This is a genomic window from Corallococcus sp. AB045 (genome assembly GCF_003668895.1).
Taxonomy (GTDB): domain Bacteria; phylum Myxococcota; class Myxococcia; order Myxococcales; family Myxococcaceae; genus Corallococcus; species Corallococcus coralloides.
In genome coordinates this window covers 1-20,579 of sequence record NZ_RAWN01000172.1, presented here as the reverse complement: position 1 = coordinate 20,579, position 20,579 = coordinate 1, and the positions used below count along the sequence as shown (strand labels likewise).

General features: G+C 69.0%; 15 protein-coding genes. 6 read left to right on the top strand and 9 right to left on the bottom strand.

Annotation, left to right across the window (positions count from 1 at the left end):
* Positions 1-180: 180 nt before the first annotated feature.
* The gene (locus D7Y21_RS31295; protein ID WP_121717479.1) at positions 181-1,293 is read right to left on the bottom strand and encodes a glycosyltransferase family 1 protein; all 1,113 of its coding nucleotides are present in this window, start codon (positions 1,291-1,293) and stop codon (positions 181-183) included.
* Between the two features lie 30 nt (positions 1,294-1,323).
* Here D7Y21_RS31295 and D7Y21_RS31290 point away from each other — a divergent pair, with 30 nt between their 5' ends.
* Genes D7Y21_RS31290 through D7Y21_RS31280 form a run of 3 tightly spaced genes read left to right on the top strand, consistent with a single transcriptional unit; the run spans position 1,324 to position 5,192 of the window.
* The gene (locus D7Y21_RS31290) at positions 1,324-3,561 is read left to right on the top strand and encodes a glycosyltransferase family 4 protein (protein WP_121717483.1); all 2,238 of its coding nucleotides are present in this window, start codon (positions 1,324-1,326) and stop codon (positions 3,559-3,561) included.
* Entirely contained in the window at positions 3,558-4,340 is a 783-nt protein-coding gene (locus tag D7Y21_RS31285) for a hypothetical protein (RefSeq protein WP_121717478.1), read from the top strand. Before D7Y21_RS31290 ends, D7Y21_RS31285 begins: the two co-directional genes overlap by 4 nt.
* Positions 4,341-4,382: 42 nt before the next feature.
* Positions 4,383-5,192 carry a hypothetical protein gene (locus D7Y21_RS31280; RefSeq protein WP_120563851.1) on the top strand — a complete coding sequence of 270 codons (810 nt, stop codon included), beginning with the start codon at positions 4,383-4,385 and terminating at the stop codon, positions 5,190-5,192.
* A 9-nt stretch (positions 5,193-5,201) separates the two neighbouring features.
* On the opposite strand, the gene D7Y21_RS31275 is transcribed toward D7Y21_RS31280, so the two are convergent.
* Together D7Y21_RS31275 and D7Y21_RS31270 are read right to left on the bottom strand one after the other, a co-directional pair.
* Positions 5,202-7,094, bottom strand: a complete 1,893-nt coding sequence (locus D7Y21_RS31275) for a hypothetical protein (protein ID WP_121717476.1) — start codon at positions 7,092-7,094, stop codon at positions 5,202-5,204.
* A 16-nt stretch (positions 7,095-7,110) separates the two neighbouring features.
* On the bottom strand, positions 7,111-8,046 hold the full coding sequence (locus D7Y21_RS31270; protein WP_233612347.1) for a class I SAM-dependent methyltransferase: 936 nt from the start codon (positions 8,044-8,046) through the stop codon (positions 7,111-7,113).
* 136 nt (positions 8,047-8,182) lie between these two features.
* Between D7Y21_RS31270 and D7Y21_RS31265 the strand changes: the two genes are divergently transcribed.
* Positions 8,183-11,971: an FAD-dependent oxidoreductase gene (locus D7Y21_RS31265; RefSeq protein ID WP_121717474.1), complete on the top strand. Its 3,789-nt coding sequence runs from the start codon at positions 8,183-8,185 to the stop codon at positions 11,969-11,971.
* Here D7Y21_RS31265 and D7Y21_RS31260 read toward each other — a convergent pair whose 3' ends face one another.
* Complete coding sequence (locus tag D7Y21_RS31260; RefSeq protein WP_121717472.1) at positions 11,972-12,658, bottom strand: hypothetical protein; 687 nt, start codon at positions 12,656-12,658, stop codon at positions 11,972-11,974.
* Positions 12,659-12,842: 184 nt separating this feature from the next.
* Here D7Y21_RS31260 and D7Y21_RS31255 point away from each other — a divergent pair, with 184 nt between their 5' ends.
* Together D7Y21_RS31255 and cyaY are read left to right on the top strand one after the other, a co-directional pair.
* On the top strand, positions 12,843-13,385 hold the full coding sequence (locus D7Y21_RS31255; RefSeq protein WP_120559234.1) for a histidine phosphatase family protein: 543 nt from the start codon (positions 12,843-12,845) through the stop codon (positions 13,383-13,385).
* A gap of 19 nt (positions 13,386-13,404) precedes the next feature.
* Entirely contained in the window at positions 13,405-13,737 is a 333-nt protein-coding gene (gene cyaY, locus D7Y21_RS31250) for an iron donor protein CyaY (RefSeq protein WP_120563847.1), read from the top strand.
* Positions 13,738-13,828: 91 nt separating this feature from the next.
* Here cyaY and frr read toward each other — a convergent pair whose 3' ends face one another.
* The 5 genes from frr to secA all read right to left on the bottom strand — a co-directional run bounded on the left by frr (position 13,829) and on the right by secA (position 20,337).
* The gene (gene frr / locus D7Y21_RS31245) at positions 13,829-14,380 is read right to left on the bottom strand and encodes a ribosome recycling factor (RefSeq protein WP_120563846.1); all 552 of its coding nucleotides are present in this window, start codon (positions 14,378-14,380) and stop codon (positions 13,829-13,831) included.
* A gap of 52 nt (positions 14,381-14,432) precedes the next feature.
* On the bottom strand, positions 14,433-15,176 hold the full coding sequence (gene pyrH, locus D7Y21_RS31240; RefSeq protein WP_120563845.1) for a UMP kinase: 744 nt from the start codon (positions 15,174-15,176) through the stop codon (positions 14,433-14,435).
* A gap of 201 nt (positions 15,177-15,377) precedes the next feature.
* Positions 15,378-16,031, bottom strand: coding sequence for a translation elongation factor Ts (gene tsf, locus D7Y21_RS31235; protein ID WP_120563844.1), 654 nt, complete (start codon positions 16,029-16,031; stop codon positions 15,378-15,380).
* A gap of 181 nt (positions 16,032-16,212) precedes the next feature.
* Positions 16,213-17,175 carry a 30S ribosomal protein S2 gene (gene rpsB, locus D7Y21_RS31230; protein WP_120563843.1) on the bottom strand — a complete coding sequence of 321 codons (963 nt, stop codon included), beginning with the start codon at positions 17,173-17,175 and terminating at the stop codon, positions 16,213-16,215.
* 339 nt (positions 17,176-17,514) lie between these two features.
* Positions 17,515-20,337: a preprotein translocase subunit SecA gene (gene secA / locus D7Y21_RS31225; RefSeq protein ID WP_120563842.1), complete on the bottom strand. Its 2,823-nt coding sequence runs from the start codon at positions 20,335-20,337 to the stop codon at positions 17,515-17,517.
* Positions 20,338-20,579 lie beyond the last annotated feature (242 nt).

The following is a 20,579-nucleotide window of genomic DNA, read 5'->3' as shown; positions in this document are numbered from 1 at the left end:
GGTGGGCGGCGCCTCCTCCTGCTGGGCGGTGGGGGCCGGCTCCTGGGCCTCGTCCTTGCGCGCCGCGTTCGACCCCGCGCACCCGAGCAGCATTCCGCAGACGATTCCACTCCACACGAGCAGTCGCATGTTCCTCCAGGGGGCCCTTCACGGGCCGGTTGACCACTGGCGCCTTGTCGCCTACCGGTGGCGCAGCGCCGCATCGTAAGCGGCCCGCGTCCCTTCGGCGGTACGGGCCCAGGTGAACTTCGCGGCCTGCCGCTGTCCCGCCTCCGACAGCGCGCGGCGCTCCTCCGGCGAACGCATCAGCCGGTCGATGACCGCCGCCAGGCCCTCCGCGTCGTCCGGATCCACCGCGGGCGCGGCGTCGCCGCACACCTCCGGCAGCGAGCCCGCCGTGGACACCACCGTGGGCGTGCCCAGGCGCATGGCCTCCAGGGGCGGCAGGCCGAAGCCCTCGTAGCGCGAGGGGAAGACGAACAGCGCCGCGCGGCGCATCAGCGCGTAGAAGATGGCGGGGGTCTGGTAGCCCAGGGGCCGCACGTCCAGGCCTTCCGAGCGCAGCCGCTCGATGCGCGTCTCCACCTTGCCGGAGCCGTACCAGGCCTGCCCCGCGAGCACGAGCGTGAAGGGCCGGCCGCGCGCGTGCAGCCGCTCCTGCGCGTCCAGCACCAGCTCCACGTTCTTGCGCACGTCGAGCGAGCCCGCGTACAGCACGTAGTCCTTCGGCAGGTTGAGCGCGTGGAGGAACTCCTCGTCCGCCTCGTTCAGCGGGGCCGCGTTCACGTGGTCCACGCCGTTGGGTACCACCACGGTGCGCGGCTCCACCTGGGGGAAGCGGCGCACCAGGTCCTGGCGCGTGCTCTCGCTGATGCACACCAGCCGGTCCGCGAGCATCAGGCTGCGCGCGAGCCACAGCCGGAACTGCCAGCGGTACGGCGCGGAGACGGTGTGTGGCAAATCCAACGGCACCAGGTCGTGCACGGTGAGCACGTACGCGGTGCCCGGCGTGCGCCGCAGCGGCAGGTTGAAGTTGCTGAGCGCGTGGTAGACGGGCGGCGGCGTGGCCTTGAGCAGCCGGGGCAGCGTGGCCAGCGTCCAAGGCGTTCGCTTCTGGACGCCTCGCGGGTGTTCGCCGGACTTGCGCGCGCCCATCCGGTCCAGGCGGACGCCCTGGGCTTCGAGCGCCTCCGCGAGGCAACGGGTGTACAGGCCGATGCCGGTGGTGGGCTCGTCCCACAGTGTGGCGTCGAAGGCGATGGGTCCGGGGGTCGTCGACACGGGCCGCCTCATACCATGCCCGTGTGGTACACACGGCCCTCCATGGCGGTCCATCAGTTGATCCCAAGCTTCGGCCCCGGCGACGCTTCCGGTCAGGCCGCGCTCCACCTGCAACTCCTGCTGCGCCGCATGGGGCACGTGGGAGACATCTACGCGGAAGAGGTCGCCGGAGGGCTGCAGGGCCTGGCCCGCCACGTCTTCACGCTGAAGCCGAAGCCGGACGACCTGGTGCTGTACCACCACGGCATCGCGTCCCCGCTGAGCGGGCGGCTGATGCACATGGACTGCAAGCGCGGCGTGGTGTTCCACAACATCAGCCCCGCGCGCTTCTACCGGGACACGCCGCTGGAGCACGCGCTGGTGGCCGGCCGCGCGCAGGTGGCCGCGATGGCGCCCTTCCTGGACGTGTCCATCGGGGACTCGGACTACAACAGCACGGAGCTGCGCGTCGCGGGCCACCGCAACGTGCACACCGTGCAGCTCTTCATCGAGAAGGAGCGCTTCGCCGCGCCCGTGGCGGATGCGGCGAAGCTCGCGGAGCTGGCCGGGCCCGGCCCCACCCTGGTGTCGGTGAGCCGGGTGATGCCGCACAAGCGCTTCGAGGACCTGCTCGCGCTGCACCGGGAGCTTTTGCGCATCCGTCCCCAGGCGCGCCTGCTCGTGGTCGGCGGCTACGAGGCGGGCAGCCGCTACTTCAAGTCGCTCCAGCGCGAGATGAAGGACTTGAGCGGGGTGCACTTCCTGGGGCGCCTGTCGCATCCGGAGCTGGTGGCCGTGTACCGCTCCGCGTCCGTGTTCGTCTCCATGAGCGAGCACGAGGGCTTCAGCGTGCCCATCATCGAGGCCATGGCCTCCGAAGTGCCTGTGCTCGCGTACGCGGCGGCGGCGGTGCCGGAGACGCTGGGCGGCGCGGGCATCGCGTTCGACCAGAAGCGCTTCGCGTTCCTCGCGGAGCTGGTGGTGGAGCTGAGCGAGGACAAGGACCTGCGCAAGGCGGTGCTCGACGGCCAGGCGCGCAGGCTCCAGCACTTCTCCCCCTCCGCCGCGCAGGTGTCGCTCTCACGAGCGCTGGAGGGCGTGGTGGCGCCGCCGCCCCGTCCGCGCAAGGCGCCGGCGAAGCGGCCGCGCGTGGCGCTGGTGGTGCAGCGCTACGGCGAGGTGACGGGCGGCGCGGAGAGCCACGCCGCGCAGGTGGCGGAGCACCTGGCGCCGCACTGGGACGTCACGGTGGTGACGACCTGCGCGAAGAACCACCTGACGTGGGAGAACACCTTCCCGCCCGGCGAGGACCGCATCGGCCGCACGAAGGTGCTGCGCTTCCCGGTGACGCGCACGCGCAACATCCACGCGTTCAACAACCTGTCGCGCCACGTGTTCGGCCACGGCAACGAGCGGCTGCGTGAAGAGCAGTGGGTGGCCGAGCAGGGCCCGCTGAGCCCCGGGCTGATGGAGCACCTGGCCACCACGCAGGACGCATACGACGGCTACCTCTTCTTCACGTACCTCTACGCGCCCACGGCGTGGGGGCTGCCGCTGGTGTCGGACCGCGCGATGCTGGTGCCCACCGCGCATGACGAGCCGCCCATCCGCTTCGGCGTCTACGGGGACGTGTTCAACCGCCCCCGGGTGCTGATGTGCAACACGCCGGAGGAGGTGGAGATGCTCGGCCGCTTCCACCCGAACCATGCGCGGGCGCGCGTGGTGGGCGTGGGCGTGGACGCGCTGCCGGCGGTGCCCGACCGCTTCCGGGCGAAGTACGGCGTGCACGGCCGCTACCTGCTCTACGTGGGCCGGCTGGAGCCGGGCAAGGGCGTGCCGGACCTGTTGAAGTTCCACGGCCAGCTGCGCAGCAGCTACCAGGACGCGCCGGAGCTGGTGCTCGCGGGCGAGGCGCACATGGACGTGAGCGGCGAGGGCGTGCGGCACGTGGGGCGCATCTCCGAACAGGACAAGCACGACGCGCTGGCGGGAGCGCTGGCGGTGGTGGTGCCGTCGAAGTTCGAGAGCCTGTCGCTCCTGACGCTGGAGGCGTTCGCGCAGGGGACGCCGGTGCTGGTGAACGGGCACTCGGAGGTGCTGGTGGGACAGGTGGAGCGCAGTGGCGCGGGCCGGGTGTACCGGGGGCTCGCGACGTTCGTCGAAGGGCTGCGCGAGGTGGGCGAGGCCCGGGACGCGATGGGCCAGCGGGCCCGCATCTACGCGCAACGGCACACGTGGCCCCAGGTGGTCGCGGCGTACCGGGAAGAGATGGCGCGCATCGTGGAGGAGACACACCGATGAAGCTGCTCGGACGGGACATTCCCACGAGGGCCCTGGTGGCCCGCATCGAGGAGCGCCTGCGCGTGCGCGGGCTGCCCACGTCGGAACCGGCGGAGGTGCCGGAGGACGGGGTGGAGCCGCGCGTGGATCCGCTGACGTTCAACATGCACGCGCTGGAGGAGAACGCGGACACGACGCGGGCCCTGCCGCTGCACACGCACCGCGCCGGCATGGGGCAGGCGGTGCTCCTGGCCAAGTGGGCCTTCCGCAAGACGTGCCAGGTGTTGATCAACGAGACCCTGGGCCGGCAGCGCGTGTTCAACGGGCTGGTGCGGGACTCCTACGCCCAGCTCTCCGCGGAGGTCCTCCGGCTGCGCAAGGAAGTGGACACGCTGAGGGCCCAGGCCGCGAAGGCACAGCAGCCAGAAGCCCCCCGGCCACCGAAGCCCCCGGCCATCAGCCACGGCCGGCCCGCGCCCCGGCCACCTCCCGCCGAGCAGGGTGAAGGCCGCGCGCCCAGGGAGAGGCCTCTGCCGGCCATCGACTACGGGCGTCCGCAGAAGCCGCCGCATGGTGAGCAAGGCCATCCGCCGAAGCCTGCGCGCATCGACGTCAGCCCGGCACCGCAACCGGCGACGAACGCCGAGCGCCGTCGTCCGGCGAAGCCCTCCCGGTCCAAGAATGCACGGGCCTCGAAGGCCCCCCGCGAGCAGGCGCCCCGGACGGAAGGCACGACGCCTCCCGCCTCCCCCACTCCACGCGGCTCGCGCTCGAAGCGCGGTGGACCGAAGAAGCATTAGCATCGCGGGCGGTGCGGTCATGCACCGCGAGGGGGAACCGCCATGCGTTCATACATTTTCGTCCTGGGCCTGCTGGCCTTCACCGGAGCCTTCCAAGCTGAAGCCGCGGACAAGCCTGTCGCGCTCATCTGGAAGGGCTCCAAGGACAAGGCCGAGGCCGAAGCCCAGGGGGACACCTGGGCCGACCTCGGGAAGCTGCTCGAGAAGACGGGCCTCTCCCTTCCGGACGGCTACCCCAAACTCGTCGAGAGCAAGACCGTCCCGGGCCTCAAGCCCGGCTTCCGGGTCTGGCTCCTGGGCACGTGCCCGTCCGACGAGGGGGGCCCCGTCCTCGAACACCTCAAGCTGCTCGCCCCGGGGACCTACTCCCGCCCCGTGAAGCTCCCCGCGAAGAAGCTCGCCTGTCCCAAGCCGCCGGACTCCCCGCTGCGGGCCCGGGACGAGGTCCTCAAGCTCTCCTCGGGGGAAACCCTGCGCGTGTTCACCCAGGAGGAGACGGAGTCCCCCGACGAGGAGGGACGCGGAGACTCCATCTCCCGGACCCGGTTCCACTTCGTCCTCTTCGGCAAGGGCGGCGAGGTCCTCGCCACGGAGGACGCCGAGGGCGACCTGGACGTCAGCGGAAATGACCCGGGCTCGGGCCCCACCTCCTACCGCTGCAACGGCACGAGCATCGAAACGCAGGAGGACGACGGCAAGATGGTCCTCACCCGCCACTGCTCCGCCAACGCCTTCGCCGAGTGCGGCTCCATGCTGTCCGCGGACGAGAGCGTCACCGTGACCGTGACCGACGGCGCCGTGTCCGCGAGCCCCATGGAGCGCACGGACGTCGAGTACGCCGAATGCGACTGAGCGCCCCGCTCAGGGGAAGCGGTACACGGTGACGTAGCCGTCCTGGTGCACCATCTCGCCGCCCAGTTCGTCCGTGATGAACTGGTGGCGGACGGGGTGGAAGAAGTGCGTCACGTACCACTTGAAGTGGTGCTCCTTCAGGTAGCGCCGCATCTCGTCGCGCTCCTCCGGCGTGACGGTGCCGAACGCGTTGCGCATCCCTTCCGCCGCGCGGATGAGCCGCGAGTTCACCAGCGCCGACTCCCGCACCGGAAGCCGGGACAGCCGGGCGTACGACACCGGCTTGCCGTGGAACATCTGCTCCCACTGCCCCTGCACGTTGTCCGTCAGCACCGCCGCGGGCATGGGCGCGTCGCGAATCTCGTCGAACACCGGCGGCAGCCGGGGAATGGAGGGCACCACCATCTGGAGGCCCCGGTACTCCACGTTCGGCACCAGCGCCACCGCGAGCGCCACCGCCACGCCCAGCCGCGCATCACGCCGGGACGCCCACGCGCCAGCGTGCGCCGCGGCGAACGCCACCAGCACGGACAGCGACAGGAGCGTGAGCAGGATGAAGCGCACCGGCATGCCCCCGCGCGAGAACAGCGGCACCACGTGCTTGAACACGACGTACGGCATCGGAATCTGGACCTTGAGCGGCACGTTGAACGCCGTCAGCGGCTCCGCCAGCGACAGATAGACGGCCAGCCCCAGCAACAGCAGCACGTCCCGCCGCCACACCCGCTCCCGCCACGCGGGCACCAGCGCCACCGCGAGCGCGACGGCGAAGAGCAACACCACCGGCGACACCCGGTCCTCCAGGCCGATGTTGAGCACCGTGCCCATGGACAGCACCGCGAAGCCCAGCCCCAGCCCCAGCCACCGGCGTCCCTCCGGCACGCCCCGCCACAGCGCGAAGACGGCCAACAGCGGCGTCAGCCAGCCCAGGAAGGTGCCGGTCTCCTCCGCGTTGGTCGACATCTTCATGCGCATGACGTTCTGGGAGAACTCGCGCGCCTTCGCGGGCAGCTCCGCCATCCAGGCCGAGCGCGTGTCCGGAATGAAGAACGCGTACAGGTCCGTGAAGTAGTCGGAGTCGCCGTGGTGGATCTGCAGCGGCGCGGGGAACGCATGCAGGAGCAGCGGCACCATGGGCGGCACGCACGCGAGCCCCGCCGTGATTCCCGCCACCGCCGCCCGGCGCACGAGCGGATCCTTCCATGTGTCCAGGGACAAGAGCGGCCCCCGCTTCCACCGCTCCGCCACCACCCACAGGAGCGAGAAGAGCGCGATGTAGACGAGGTAGTAGTAGTCACACAGCAACACGTACAACGCGCACAGCGCCAGCCCCACCAGCCACTTGCGCTTGCCCTCGTCCAGCCAGCGGAAGAAGAAGAGCAGGTAGAGCGGCAGCCCCTCCAGCGCGGAGAGGTTCAGGTGCGCCGTCGCGTGGGTGAGGTGGTAGCGCGAGAAGTTGAACACGCACGCGCCCGCCAGCGCCGCGGCCGCGGCGAGCCACGGCCCATGGCCCGCGCGCTCCAGCAGGTAACGAAAGAGCAGCCACGACGTGTAGCCCGTCAGCACGAACGAGCCGAACAGCACCACGTTGTACGCCGTCTCCACGGACATGAACGGCAGCAGCACCAAGCCCCACAGCGTCTTCGCGGGGGCCAGCGTGTGCCAGTACAGCTCGGCGCCCAGGGGCCAGTGGAGGAAGGGCACGAAGAAGGGGTTCTGCGGCTGCACCCAGAGGGCCTGCCGCATCCACCACAGGTGCCACATGTTCATGTAGACGTCTTCGCGTCCGCCCATCACGTATCCCTTCATCTGGGACACGAGCGGCCAGGTGTGGAACGCCGACAGCGCGAAGAACGTGAGCAGCACCAGCGGGTGCAGTGCCCGCCGCATCAAGGGGGACATAGGCGCGAGGGACAACTCAGAGGGGCCGCTCGGCGGCCATCAGCATGTTGTCGCCCAGATTGAACGGGACGGACCAGTTGGACGGCACGCCCCGCCGCACCAGCTCCAGCACCGGCGCCGCGGGCGTGAAGCTCGCGCCCACCTTCCGCAGCAGGTAGTCCGCGGAGATGATGTGCGTGTACGTCCGAACGTCCGTGACGCGGAAGCCCACCTCCTCCAGCAGCAGCGCCAGGGTGCGGCGGCCGAAATAGAAGAGGTGCATGTCCATCAGCCACGGCCACTGCCCGCCCATGAGGCGCGCCAGCAGGCTGCCCGCGTCGATGGTGGACAGGTAGATGCGGCCGCCGGGGCGCACCAGCTGGAGCGCCGCCTTCAGCTCCTCGCGTGGATCCGCGAAGTGCTCCACCACGTCCCACAGCGTCACCACGTCGTACTGAAGGCCCATCGCCGCCAGCTCCCGCAAGGGGACGCCGTGCACCGTGAAGCCCAGGCTCCGCGCGTTGCCGGCCGCCCAGCGCGACAGCTCCAGTCCCTCCGGGCGGAAGCCCGCCTCGCGCGCCACATCCAGGAAGTAGCCGCAGTAGGCCCCCACATCCAGCAGCGTGCGGTTCTGGGCCGGGCCCAGCTCGCGCAGCACGCGGCGGAAGGTGTGGTAGCGGTTGTCCTTCTCCGCGACGTAGAGCGGGTCCTCCACGTCCTGGTACGCCTGGAGCAGCGTGTCCGGGGACAAGAGGGGCCACTGGAACATCATCCCGCAGTCCTCGCAGCCCCAGATGGGCGGGTGGCTCCGGTGGCCAAAGGACGTGCAGTTGTAGGCCGCCGCACCCTGGGCCTGGGTCCCGCCTCGCGCCCGGTGACGCAGCCGCAGGCGCCCTCCCTTGCACAGGTAACAGGCATCCGGCACCGGGGTCAGGTGCGGTTCGGAGGCGCGACGAGCGGCGTTGTCCATCATGGCGGCGCACCGTAGCCGCTGGGGCCCACCGCCTCAACACGTCGGGCGGGGCAAATCCGGCCCATGACGTCCGTCGCACCCGCCAGCTTCCAGGCCCTAAGCTGCCTGCCTCCCTTCCCCCTCGAAGTCCCGTGACATGCGCGCCTTGAACGACCCCGCCTCCACCCCTGCCCCGGTGCTCCAACTGGGACTCCCGGGCTTCTCCTTCGAAGACCTGTACCGCCCCAGTGGCCTGCGCCGGCTGGCGGAGCGCTTCGACGCGCGACTCCAGGGCGACGCGCCCGACCTGTTCCAGGCATTCGACGCCTACCGCAGGTCCGGAGGCACCAGCCTCACCGGCCCGGCCGAATCCGAGCTGCTCATCCAGGTGGCCCGCCACGTCTCGCGCTTCATCGCCACGCTCTTCGGCATCACGCCGGAGTCCGAGCGGCTGGCCCGCCACCTGCGCGGCGAGCTGCCCCTCTTCGACTTCAAGCGCGAGTTCATCACGCGCCGCGTCTTCAAGAAGGGCGCGCAGGAGCGCCCGACGCTCGCGGAGTTCCCGTCGCTGGACGAGCGCATGCGCCTGCTCATGCGGCTGGGCTTCCCGGACGCGCTCGCGCAAGACGACCTGGAGCGAGGCCTGGCGGAGTCCATCCTCACGCTGCTCGACCTGGAGCGGCTCTACTCCGGCAACCTGCCTCCCGCGAGCCAGGAGCGCGCCCCCGCCCTGCGTGAGCGCTGGGCCGCCCTGCGCGCCGCGCTCACCGCCACCCCCGAGGGCCTGGACGCGTTCGGCTCCAGCCTGGTGACGAAGGGCGACGACGCGGCGGAGCTCCAGGCCGTGCGCGCGCTGCTGTCGCTGGCGGACCGGTGGACGTACGCCCGCGCGCTGCACCCGGAGACCAGGGCCCTCTTCCACACCTGGGCCACGCTGCGGCTGCCCAAGCCGCTGGTGTTCGACCAGCTGGTGCAGCTGCGGCGCCCGGACGCCCAGATGGAGGAGAAGACGGAGGGCCTGGAGCACCACCTGCGCCACCGCGACGGCTTCAAGCTCACCGACCGCCGGGGCACCCCGCGCGACGTGATGAACGAGGTGGACTACTGCGTCATCTGCCACGAGCGACAGAAGGACTCGTGCAGCAAGGGCTTCCCCGCGAAGGACCCGGTGGCGGAGGGGCACTCGTTCAAGAAGAACCCGCTGGGCATCCCGCTCACCGGCTGTCCGCTGGACGAGCGCATCTCCGAGGCGCACGCGCTCAAGCGCGAGGGAGATTCCGTGGCCGCGCTGGCCATGGTGACGTTGGACAACCCCATGTGCGCGGGCACCGGCCACCGCATCTGCAACGACTGCATGAAGGCCTGCATCTTCCAGAAGCAGGAGCCGGTGAACATCCCGCTGGCGGAGACGGCCACGCTCACGGACGTGCTGGCGCTGCCGTGGGGCTTCGAAATCCACGGCCTGCTCACGCGCTGGAACCCGCTCAACATCCGCCGTCCGTACGCCCTGCCCTACGTGGGCCGCAACGTGATGGTGGTGGGCCTGGGCCCCGCCGGCTACACGCTGTCGCACTACCTGCTCAACGAAGGCTTCGCCGTCACCGGCGTGGACGGCCTCAAGATTGAGCCGTTCCCCGACGAGCTGGTGGGCCGCGACGGACACGCGCTCCAGCCCATCCATGACTGGAGCAAGCTGACGCGCGAGCTGGACGAGCGCGTGCTGGAGGGCTTCGGCGGCGTGTCCGAGTACGGAATCACCGTGCGCTGGGACAAGAACTTCCTCACGCTCATCCACCTGACGCTCGCGCGCAGGGAGGGCATGCGCATCTACGGCGGCATCCGCTTCGGCGGCACGCTGACGGTGGACGATGCGTGGGCGCTGGGCTTCGACCACGTGGCCATCGCCGCGGGCGCGGGCCGCCCCACCATCATCGGGATGAAGAACAACCTCATCCGGGGCATCCGCAAGGCGTCCGACTTCCTGATGGCGCTGCAGCTCACGGGCGCCTTCAAGCGCGACTCGCTGGCGAACCTCCAGGTGCAGCTGCCCGCCATCGTCATCGGCGGCGGCCTCACCGGAATCGACACCGCCACGGAGCTGATGGCGTACTACCCGGTGCAGGTGGAGAAGACGCTGGAGCGCCACGAGAAGCTGGTGGCGGACCTGGGTGAGGCCCCCGTCCTCGCGCGCCTGGACGCCGAGGAGCGCGCCACCTACCAGACCTTCCTGGAGCACGGCCGCGCCATCCGCGCCGAGCGCCACAAGGCCCAGGCGGAAGGCCGCGCTCCGGACTTCATCCACCTGGTGCGCGCATGGGGCGGCGTGAGCCTGGTGTACCGCCGGGGCCTCACGGAGTCCCCCGCCTACCGCCTCAACCACGAGGAGGTCTCCAAGGCGCTGGAGGAGGGCATCCGCTTCATCGAACGGATGAGCCCCACGGAGGCGCTGCAGGACGACTCGGGCGCGGTGCGAGCCATCCGCTTCGAGCGCATGGTGACGGTGGACGGCAAACTCAAGGGAAGCGGCCAGTTCTTCGAGCTGCCCGCGAAGACGGTCTGCGTGGCCGCGGGCACCTCCCCCAACGTCACCTACGAGAAGGAGTACCCGGGCACCTTCCAGCTCGACGAGGCGAAGGAGTACTTCCAGGGCCACGAACTGGTGGAGGCCCCGGGCTCGGAAGCCGGCTTCAAGCTCCAGCCGGTGGAGGCCCAGGAGGATCCCGAGGCGAAGGTGGGCTTCTTCACGTCCTACCAACGCGACGGCCGCTTCGTGTCCTTCTACGGCGACAACCACCCGACCTACGCGGGCAACGTGGTGAAGGCCATGGCCAGCGCGAAGGACGGCCACCCGCAGGTGGCGCGCCTGTTCGCCAAGGAGGTCGCGAGCCTGGACTTCCACGACACGGCCGCGCAGGACGCGCGCGAGTCGAAGCGCGCCGCCCACTTCGCGAAGCTGGACGAGGCCTTCCTCGCCACCGTCGTCGGAGTGAACCGGCTCACGCCGACCATCGTGGAGGTGGTGGTGAAGGCGCCCTTCGCCGCCAGCCACTTCTCCCCCGGCCAGTTCTACCGGCTCCAGAACTTCGAGCGGAACGCGCCGCTCGTGGACGGCGTGCGCCTCACGATGGAAGGCCTGGCCCTCACGGGCGCGTGGGTGGACAAGGAGAAGGGCCTGATGGGCACCATCGTGCTGGAGATGGGCTCCTCCTCCCGCCTGTGCGCGGCGCTCAAGCCCGGCGAGCCCGTGGTGCTGATGGGCCCCACGGGCGCGCCCACGGAGATTGGCCACAACGAGACGGTGGTGCTGGTGGGCGGCGGCCTGGGCAACGCGGTGCTCTTCTCCATCGCGCGCTCGCTCAAGGCGGCGGGCTGCCACGTGGTGTACTTCGCGGGCTACCGGCTGAAGGCGGACTCGTTCAAGCAGGATGAGATTGAAGCGGGCACCGACCAGGTCATCTGGTCCGTGGACTCCGGCGACCTGCTGGACGTGCACCGCTCACAGGACGCGGCCTTCCGGGGCAACGTGGTGCAGGCCATGGTGGCGTACGCGGAAGGGAAGCTGGGCGTGAAGCCCGTCATCTCCTTGAGCGAGGTGGACCGCATCATCGCCATCGGCTCGGACCGGATGATGCGCGCGGTGGCGGAGGCGCGGCACGGCGTGCTCCAGCCGTTCCTCAAGCCGGGTCACGAGGCCATCGGGTCCATCAACTCCCCCATGCAGTGCATGATGAAGGAGATCTGCGCCCAGTGCCTCCAGCGGCATGTGGACCCCGTCACCGGCAAGGAGACGTGGGTCTTCTCCTGCTACAACCAGGACCAGCGGCTGGACCACGTGGACTTCGTCAACCTGAACCAGCGCCTGCGCGGCAACACGGTGCTGGAGAAGCAGGGTGACGCCTTCCTCGCGCAGCTCCTGAAGAAGGCGCCCCAGCTCCAGCGGGTGTAGCTACCGCCGCACGCCCGCGAAGGCCTTGAGCATGTCCTGGTAGTTCTTCGTCAGGTCGGCCTCGCGGGACAGCACCACCTCCACGTTGGCGTCGCCGAACTCCCGGCGCGCCTCCGGGAGCTTCTGGAAGGTCTCCACCTGGAGCCGCATGGACTCCACCTGCGGCGCCAGCTCCTTCTGCTGCTCCTCCGGCATGCGGGCCTGGAGCGCCTCCAGCTTCTTGAGCTCCTCCTCGTACTGGAGCGTGCGCCCCATCTGCCGCTGGCTGATGACGGCGGTGACGACCTCCGCGATGCGGTTGACCTCGTCGGTGGACAGCCCCGCCGCCTGGCGCGCGTCCGACTCCGCCTGCGCCTTGCGCTCGATGAGCTTCAGGCCGCTCTTGGCCTTCTCCATCGCCTGGGGCGTGCCCGCGTCCAGCAGCGGCCCCATGTCCTGCAGGCTGCGCATCAGCGACCCGTACACCTCCAGCATCTTGCGCTGGTAGCCGACGTACGCCTCCAGCTTCTCCTTCGTCACGGTGTAGGGACCGGACGGCGCGTCCTCCCCACCTTCCGCACCCTCCCCACCTTCCAGGCGGGCAACCGCCTCCCTGGCGTCACCGCCCCCTTCCGGGCCTTCCGCCGCGTCCTTGCGACACGCGGACAGGGCCAGGACGACGGCCAGACACCCCCACGACTTGCGCATGCCACCTCCCGTAACCGCCAATGGGTGGCCAGTGTATGCTCCGGCTGGCCCCCGCGAACGGCGGTTCCCGAACGCCCCCCACGGGCAGGCTGTTCCGGGCACTGAACATTCGCCTCATTACCTTTGACCAACTGGGCCACGGTCATGTACGAACCGCGGTCCTGTCGCGATCGGTGGAGGGACTTTGAGGATTTTCCTGGTAAGGCACGGCGATGCGGACGCAGAGATCCCCGAGGGGCTCGGCGACGAGGCGCGCGCGCTGACCGCGAAGGCCCGTACGAACGTCGCAGCGCATTTCGCGTCGCTGTCCGAGCGCATGGGGCCCATCAGCCTCATCCTCACCAGCCCGCTGGTGCGCACGGTGCAGACGGCGCAGATCCTCTCCAACTCGGTGAAGCATGAAGGCCTCCTGCGGGTGCATCGCTGCCTGCTGCCGGACATGCCGGTGGGCGCGGTGGAGCCCGTGCTCAAGGAGTACTCCGACGAGAACCTCGTCCTGGTGGGCCACCAGCCCTCCATGGGCGCGCTCGCGGCGCACCTCTTGGGGATGCAGTCCTTCCCCAAGCCGGTGAACCCGGGCACGGTCATCGCCATGGAGTGGCCGGACACGCCCACCAGCACGGAGGACCAGGTGCCTGGCGAGAAGGGGGAGAACCCCCCGGCGCAGCACCTGAAGTTCCTGTTCTACTCCGCCCCTGGCCAGCAGGTCCTCGACGTCATCCAGTGACGTCCGGGAGCGCGCGGCCATGATGGACGAAGCCCGCTACCATTCCCTCGTGGCCGCCGCGTTCAAGCGCATCCTGGCGGCCGCGGACACCTTCGACCCGGACGTGCTGGAAGCCGAAGCCACCGGTGACAAGGTGACGCTCACGGCCGCGTCCGGCGAGAAGTGCATCATCAACACCCAGCGCGCCGTCTGGCAGATCTGGGTGGCCGGCCAGGGCCAGGGCATCCACTTCAGCCACGACGACGCCACCCGCGCCTGGAAGGACGACAAGGGCAAGGGGCTGGAGCTGTTCGCCTTCGTGTCGGACGTGGTGCGGCACCTCACCGGCGAAGCGCTCGTCTACCCGTCCTGAAGAGGCCGTCCTGAAGGCCCGTCTGGGTTCCTTCTGAAGTCCGGAAGGAGGCCCGTGGCGCTTCAAGCCACGGGCTTCCAGGAGTGACGACTCAAACCGTCATCACTTCCTTCTCCTTCTTGGCGACCAGGTCGTCCACCTGCTTGATGCCGGCGTCGGTCGCCTTCTGGACCTCTTCGGTGCGGCGCTTGAGGTCGTCCTCGGTGATCTTCTTGTCCTTCAGCTGAGTCTTGAGGGCCTCGTTCGCGTCGCGGCGGATGTTGCGGATGGCGACCTTGTGCTCCTCGCCCTTCTCCTTCACCTGCTTCGCGATCTTCTTGCGGGTCTCCTCGGTGAGCGGAGGAAAGGGCAGGCGGATCATCTCGCCGTCGTTCATCGGGTTGACGTCGAGGTTCGCCTCACGCAGGGCCTTCTCGATGTCCTTCAGCACGCCCTTGTCCCAGGGCTTGATGACGATGAGGCGGGGCTCCGGCGCGCTGATGCTGGCAACACCATTGAGCGGCGTGGGCGTCCCGTACTGGTTCACCTTGATGCCGTCCAGGATGTTGGTGTTCGCCCGGCCGGTGCGCGCCTTGGCCAGCTCCCGCTTGAGGTCTTCCACCGACTTGTCGATACGGCCCTTCAGATCCGCCGTGTCAGCCATTGTGCGTCTCCTGTGAGAAGTGGGGGTGTTGTCAGTCCCGTCCGTGGCGCCTCTAGGCCCAGACCGTCTCGGCCGCGCCGACGACGGTGCCGAACTCGCCGTGGCTCGTGACGGCGCGCTGGATGTTCCCGCGCGTGCCCAGGTCGAACACGATGATGGGCAGCTTGTTGTCCATGCACAGCGAGATGGCCGTGGAGTCCATCACGTTGAGGTTCTGCTTGAGGACGTCCATGTACGTGAGCGACCGGTAGCGCTTCGCGGTCGGGTCCTTCTTCGGGTCCGCGTTGTAGACGCCGTCCACCTTGGTGGCCTTGAGGATGACCTGCGCGTTGATTTCCATCGCGCGCAGCGACGCGGCCGTGTCGGTGGTGAAGTAGGGGTTGCCCGTGCCCGCGGCGAAGATGACGACGCGGCCCTTCTCCAGGTGCCGCACGGCGCGCCGGCGGATGTAGGGCTCGGCGATCTGCTCCATCTTGATGGCGGACTGCACGCGCGTCTTCAGCCCCTGCTTCTCCAGCGAGTCCTGCAGCGCCATGGAGTTGATGCAGGTGGCGAGCATGCCCATGTAGTCCGCGCTCGCGCGGTCCATGCCCTCCGTGGCGCCCGCGACGCCGCGGAAGATGTTGCCGCCGCCAATCACGAGGGCGATTTCCAGGCCCGTTCTGGAGAGCTCCGCGACTTCTTCAGCGATGCGCGTGAGGGTGGGCGGGTGGATGCCGTACTTCCCCTCGCCCATCAGGGCTTCGCCCGACAGTTTGAGGAGGATGCGCTTGTAGGGAGAGGTGGATTCGGACATACGCGACCGCTTCTATCCCCCGCCCCGCGCTCAGGCAACGACGGAAGTCGTGACACGCGCCGCACCGTCCGATGCCGGGCGGACGGACGCGAAGGAAGCGGGCCCTGGAATACCAAGGGCCGCGTTCCCGGCGCCCCTCCCCTGTTGTGAGGAAGAGCCCCAGGCACGCGGCCCCAGGGTGAGACGGATGGGACGAAGGCTTTAGGCCTGGCCCAGCGTCTTGGCGACCTCGGCGGCCAGGTCGTCCTTCTTCTTCTCGATGCCCTCACCCACCTCGAAGCGGGCGAAGCGGCGCACGGAGACCTTCTCGCCAATCTTGGCGGCGCGCTCGTTGATCATCTCGCCGACCTTCTTCTTGTCGTCCTTCACCCAGAGCTGGTCCACCAAGCAGACGCCCTCGTAGTACTTCTCCATCTTGCCCACGAGGATCTTCTCCAGCATCGCCTCGGGCTTGCCCTGCTGCTTGAGCAGCTCGCGCTGGATCTCCTTCTCCTTGTCCATGGCGTCGGAGGGGACCTCCTCGCGGCGGACGAACTTGGGGTTGGCCGCGGCGATCTGCATGGCCACTTCCTTCGCCAGGTCCTGGAAGTCCGGGTTGCGAGCGACGAAGTCCGTCTCGCAGTTGACCTCCACGATGACGCCGATGCGGCCGCCGTGGATGTAGGAGGTCACGATGCCTTCGGCGGCGACGCGGCCCGCCTTGCCCTCGGCCTTGGAGATGCCCTTCTTGCGCAGCCACTCCTCGGCCTTCGCGAAGTCGCCACCGGACTCGGCCAGCGCCTTCTTGCAGTCCATCATGCCGGCGTTGGTGCGCTCGCGGAGGTCCTTCACCATCTGGGCGGTGATCTCAGCCATGTCGTATCTCTTTCTTCATCGGCTCCGAGCCCGGCGGCGTGCGCAGGGGGCGGAGGACTGGGGTTCTGGGTACTGACGCCAAGGACGTAGAAAATGGAGACGGCCGGACAGCAGGCCTTGAGAGGTGCCGCCCGGCCGAACTCCGGATACCGCGCTTTGGGAAAGCGATGAGGCCGGGCGGTTACTCCGCCGGCGTGCTCTCGCCGCCACCCTCGGGCGCCTGCTCCGTGGTGGTCGCGGTGGCCTTCATCTCCACGACGGGGCCACGGCGCTCACCGCCACGGTCACCGCCGCCACGGCGGTCGTCACGGTCGCGGCGGTCGCCACGGCGCGGGCCACGGCGGTCGTCACGGCGGTCGTCACGGCCCTCGCGCTCCTCCTGCTCGTCGCGCTCGGCGGCGCCGGACGCACGGTAGCGGGCCGCACCCTCGAGGCACGCATCCGCGATCTTCGACGTGAAGAGCTTGATGGAGCGGATGGCGTCGTCGTTGCCCGGGATGACGAAGTCGATGCCGTCCGGATCGCAGTTGGTGTCCACCAGACCAATCACCGGGATGCCCAGGCGGGTGGCCTCGTGGATGGCGATGTGCTCCTTCTTCGGGTCGATGACGAAGACGCAGCGGGGCAGCTTCGCCATGTCCTTCACGCCGCCCAGGTTCTTCTCCAGCTTCTCGCGCTCACGGTCGAGCTGGGCGACTTCCTTCTTGGGCAGGCGCTCGAAGGTGCCGTCCTCGGACATCTTCTCCAGGAGCTTCAGGCGGTCGATGCCCTGCTTGATGGTCTTGAAGTTCGTCAGCGTGCCACCCAGCCAGCGGCTGGTGACGTGGAACTGACCGGCGCGGGCGGCCTCCTCCTGGATGACGTCCTGCGCCTGCTTCTTGGTGCCAACGAAGAGCACCGACCCGCCGCGGGCCGTGATGTCCGCCACGAAGCGGAAGGCCGCGCGGGCCATCGTCACGGTCTTCTGCAGGTCGATAATGTAGATGCCGTTGCGGGCACCGAAGATGTAGGGCTTCATCTTCGGGTTCCAGCGCTTGGTCTGGTGGCCGAAGTGAACGCCGGCCTCGAGGAGCTGGCGCATCGTGATGCCGCTGGCAGCGGCCATCGCCTGGGCCTGCGTCTGCGTATCCTGCTGGGTATCCATGGTGCGTGTACCTTCCGGTTGTTCCGCCACGCGCGTTGAGACAGCTGCCAGTCCTGGCCCTTCCACCGTGGAGGGGCACCGGGGGACCGGTGACACGCGTGTGAGTAGTGGGTGCTGCTGACTGCCTCGGGCGGTGAAGCCCGGCCCCTACATAACAGGGCGCGGCGTCCTTAGCAGAACGCTCGCGAGGGGCGCAAGCTTCGGCACACCGTCCGTCCGGCTCCCACCGGCCCGGGGTTGCCCCCCTCCCCCCCAGGAAGGCGACCGGCGCGGCCCCCGCTCCCCTTGCCAGGGAGGGCGACCGCGCCGGAGGGCGCTTCCATCAGGTGTTCAGCGGCCTCAGGGGTTCGCTTCGTTGGCCCCGTGGCACTTCTTGTACTTGCGGCCGCTGCCGCAGGGGCAGGGCTCGTTGCGGCCCACGGGCTTGGGGGCGCCAGCGGCCTCGCGCTGGGCGACCGGGGTGGCGGTAGCCTCCTCGAGCTTCCCCTCGGCGTCCGCGCGGCCCTCCACGGCCTTCTTCTGCTGCTGGGCCAGTTGGCGCTGGATGCGGGCGGTCTCCTCCGCGGCGTTGGAGGCGGAGCGGGCCTGGACGCGCATCATCTGGCTGACGAACTGCGTCTTGATGGCGTCCAGCATCTGCATGAAGCCCGTGTAGCCTTCCTTCTTGTACTCCTGCTTCGGGTCCTTCTGGCCGTAGCCGCGCAGGCCGATGCCCTGGCGCAGGTGGTCCATGGCCAGCAGGTGGTCCTTCCACAGCTGGTCGATGGTGGCCAGGTACCGGTACTGCAGGAAGCGCATGAAGTCTTCGCCGAACTCCTGCTCGCGGGCGGTGAAGACCTTCTCCGCCGCGGCGTAGATCTGCTCCTGGAGCTCGTCGCGGTTGCCGACGCCCTCGAAGGCCATCTCCAGGTTGAGCGACTCCTTCACGGAGTTGGCCAGCGAGGCGATGTCCCAGGTGTCGGAGCTGCGCGTGGGGGCGTAGGTGTCCGTCATGGACACGACGACGTCCTCCACTGCATCCAGCACCATCTCCCGGAAGTCCGCCCAGGAGATGACACGCTCGGAGCGCGTCTTCACGCGCGTCTTCACGTCCTCCTCGTACTCCACGAGCGGGATGCCCGCGCCCGACGCGAGCACCTGGCGGCGCAGCTTGTAGATGGTGCGCCGCTGCTGGTTCATCACGTCGTCGTACTCGAGCAGGTTCTTGCGGATGTCGAAGTTGTGGCCTTCGACCCGCTTCTGCGCGCTCTCGATGGCGCGTGAGAGCCAGATGTGCTCGATGACCTCGCCCTCCTCCATGCCCAGGCGCTCCATCAGCATCTGGATGCGCTCGGACCCGAAGATGCGCATCAGGTCGTCTTCCAGGGACAGGAAGAAGCGGCTGGCGCCCGGGTCACCCTGGCGGCCGGCGCGGCCACGCAGCTGGTTGTCCACGCGGCGGGACTCGTGGCGCTCCGTGCCGATGATGAAGAGGCCGCCGGCGGCCATGACCTCTTCACGCTCGCGCTTGGTGAGCGCCTCGTTGTTCGCCTTCGTCTCCGCGAAGCGCTTCTCGTAGTCCGCCAGGGCCGCCTGGTAGCCGGTGAGGTCCAGCGGCTGACCGTCCACGGCCTCCGGGGGCTCCGGCGGCGCGCCCATCTCGCCCTTGGTCATGACCTCCGCGTTGCCGCCCAGGAGGATGTCCGTGCCGCGGCCGGCCATGTTGGTGGAGATGGTGACCGCGCCCTTGCGGCCCGCCTGCGCGACGATGTCCGCCTCGCGCTGGTGCGCCTTGGCGTTGAGGACGTTGTGGGCCACGCCGCGCTTCTTGAGGAAGTTGGACACCACCTCGCTCTTGGCGATGGACACCGTGCCCACGAGCACCGGCTGACCGGCCTTGTTCAGCTCTTCAATCTGGGCGGCGACGGCCTCGAACTTCTCGCGCTCCGTCTTGTAGACCACGTCCTGTTCGTCGCGGCGCTGCGCGTTGCGGTTCGTCGGGATGACGCGCACGTCCAGGTTGTAGATCTTCGCGAACTCTTCGGCTTCCGTGTCCGCGGTGCCCGTCATGCCGGACAGCTTGGAGTACATGCGGAAGTAGTTCTGGAACGAGACCGTGGCGAGCGTCTGGTTCTCGTTTTCGATCTTCACGCCCTCCTTGGCCTCGATGGCCTGGTGGAGGCCGTCGGACCAGCGGCGGCCCGGCATGAGGCGGCCGGTGAACTCGTCGACGATCTGCACCTCGCCGTCCTTCACCACGTAGTCCTTGTCGCGCTTGTAGAGCGTGTGCGCGCGCAGGGCCTGCTCGACGTGGTGGAGGGTCTCGATTTCGCCCGGGTCGTAGAGGTTGCCGACGCTGAGGCGCTTCTGGAGCTTGTCGATGCCGTCGTCGGTGAGGGCCACCGAGCGGTGCTTCTCATCCAGGGTGTAGTCCTGGTCCGGCACGAGGCCCGGGATGACCTGGTCCACCCGGTAGTACTTGTCGGTGCTGTCCTCGGTGGGACCGGAGATGATGAGCGGCGTACGGGCCTCGTCGATGAGGATGGAGTCCACCTCGTCGACGATGGCGTAGTTGAGCTCGCGCTGGACGTAGTCCTGCAGACGGAACTTCATGTTGTCGCGCAGGTAGTCGAAGCCGAACTCGTTGTTCTGGCCGTACGTGATGTCCGAGCGGTACGCCTCCTGGCGCTGCTTGTCGGACAGCTCGTGGAGCACGCAGCCCGTCGTCATGCCCAGGAACTTGTAGACGCGGCCCATCCACTCCGCGTCGCGGCGGGCCAGGTAGTCGTTCACGGTGACGACGTGAACGCCGCGGCCGGACAGGGCGTTGAGGTAGGAGGGCAGCGTCGCGGTGAGCGTCTTGCCTTCACCAGTGCGCATCTCCGCGATGCAGCCCTCGTGCAGGAACATGCCGCCGATGAGCTGTACGTCGTAGTGGCGCTGGCCGATGACCCGGCTCGCCGCCTCACGGGTGAGGGCGAAGGCCTCGAAGAGCAGGTCGTCGAGCGGCTTGCCGTTCGCGATCTCCTGCTTCATCCGGGCGGTTTCGCGCGCGAAGTCGTCGTCCTGGAGGGCCTTCATGCGGCCTTCCAGTTCGTTGATGCGGGCGACCTTCAGGCGGGCTTTCTTGAGCTCGCGCTCATTCTTGGTCCCGATGAGCTTCTTTAGCGTCCATTCAATCATGTTGGCTCTCTCGCCGGAGGATCCACGAAGGAGCGCGGCGAGTGAAGGGAATTCCCAGGAGATGTAAGGGAGAACCAGACCAAAACCACGCGCGCCCCCCGAAACTTCCTCTCGGCTGGCCGCCCGGCGCGCGGTGGCCCAGAGTAAAGCGGAACCGAGTCCACGCAATGTCCCCTAAGCAGATTCACCGTCCCCGCGCCGCGAAGAGTTCTTCCGGCCGCTCCTCCCCGGGCCCCCGCCGG

What these genes read in the sequence shown, in the direction of transcription:
- D7Y21_RS31265 (WP_121717474.1), top strand. Translation starts at nt 8,183, where the DNA reads ATGCGCGCCTTGAACGACCCCGCCTCCACCCCTGCCCCGGTGCTCCAA.
- tsf (WP_120563844.1), bottom strand. Translation starts at nt 16,031, where the DNA reads ATGGCTGAGATCACCGCCCAGATGGTGAAGGACCTCCGCGAGCGCACC.
- cyaY (WP_120563847.1), top strand. Translation starts at nt 13,405, where the DNA reads ATGATGGACGAAGCCCGCTACCATTCCCTCGTGGCCGCCGCGTTCAAG.
- rpsB (WP_120563843.1), bottom strand. Translation starts at nt 17,175, where the DNA reads ATGGATACCCAGCAGGATACGCAGACGCAGGCCCAGGCGATGGCCGCT.
- pyrH (WP_120563845.1), bottom strand. Translation starts at nt 15,176, where the DNA reads ATGTCCGAATCCACCTCTCCCTACAAGCGCATCCTCCTCAAACTGTCG.
- frr (WP_120563846.1), bottom strand. Translation starts at nt 14,380, where the DNA reads ATGGCTGACACGGCGGATCTGAAGGGCCGTATCGACAAGTCGGTGGAA.
- D7Y21_RS31295 (WP_121717479.1), bottom strand. Translation starts at nt 1,293, where the DNA reads ATGAGGCGGCCCGTGTCGACGACCCCCGGACCCATCGCCTTCGACGCC.
- D7Y21_RS31260 (WP_121717472.1), bottom strand. Translation starts at nt 12,658, where the DNA reads ATGCGCAAGTCGTGGGGGTGTCTGGCCGTCGTCCTGGCCCTGTCCGCG.
- D7Y21_RS31280 (WP_120563851.1), top strand. Translation starts at nt 4,383, where the DNA reads ATGCGTTCATACATTTTCGTCCTGGGCCTGCTGGCCTTCACCGGAGCC.
- D7Y21_RS31270 (WP_233612347.1), bottom strand. Translation starts at nt 8,046, where the DNA reads ATGATGGACAACGCCGCTCGTCGCGCCTCCGAACCGCACCTGACCCCG.
- D7Y21_RS31275 (WP_121717476.1), bottom strand. Translation starts at nt 7,094, where the DNA reads ATGTCCCCCTTGATGCGGCGGGCACTGCACCCGCTGGTGCTGCTCACG.
- D7Y21_RS31290 (WP_121717483.1), top strand. Translation starts at nt 1,324, where the DNA reads ATGGCGGTCCATCAGTTGATCCCAAGCTTCGGCCCCGGCGACGCTTCC.
- secA (WP_120563842.1), bottom strand. Translation starts at nt 20,337, where the DNA reads ATGATTGAATGGACGCTAAAGAAGCTCATCGGGACCAAGAATGAGCGC.
- D7Y21_RS31285 (WP_121717478.1), top strand. Translation starts at nt 3,558, where the DNA reads ATGAAGCTGCTCGGACGGGACATTCCCACGAGGGCCCTGGTGGCCCGC.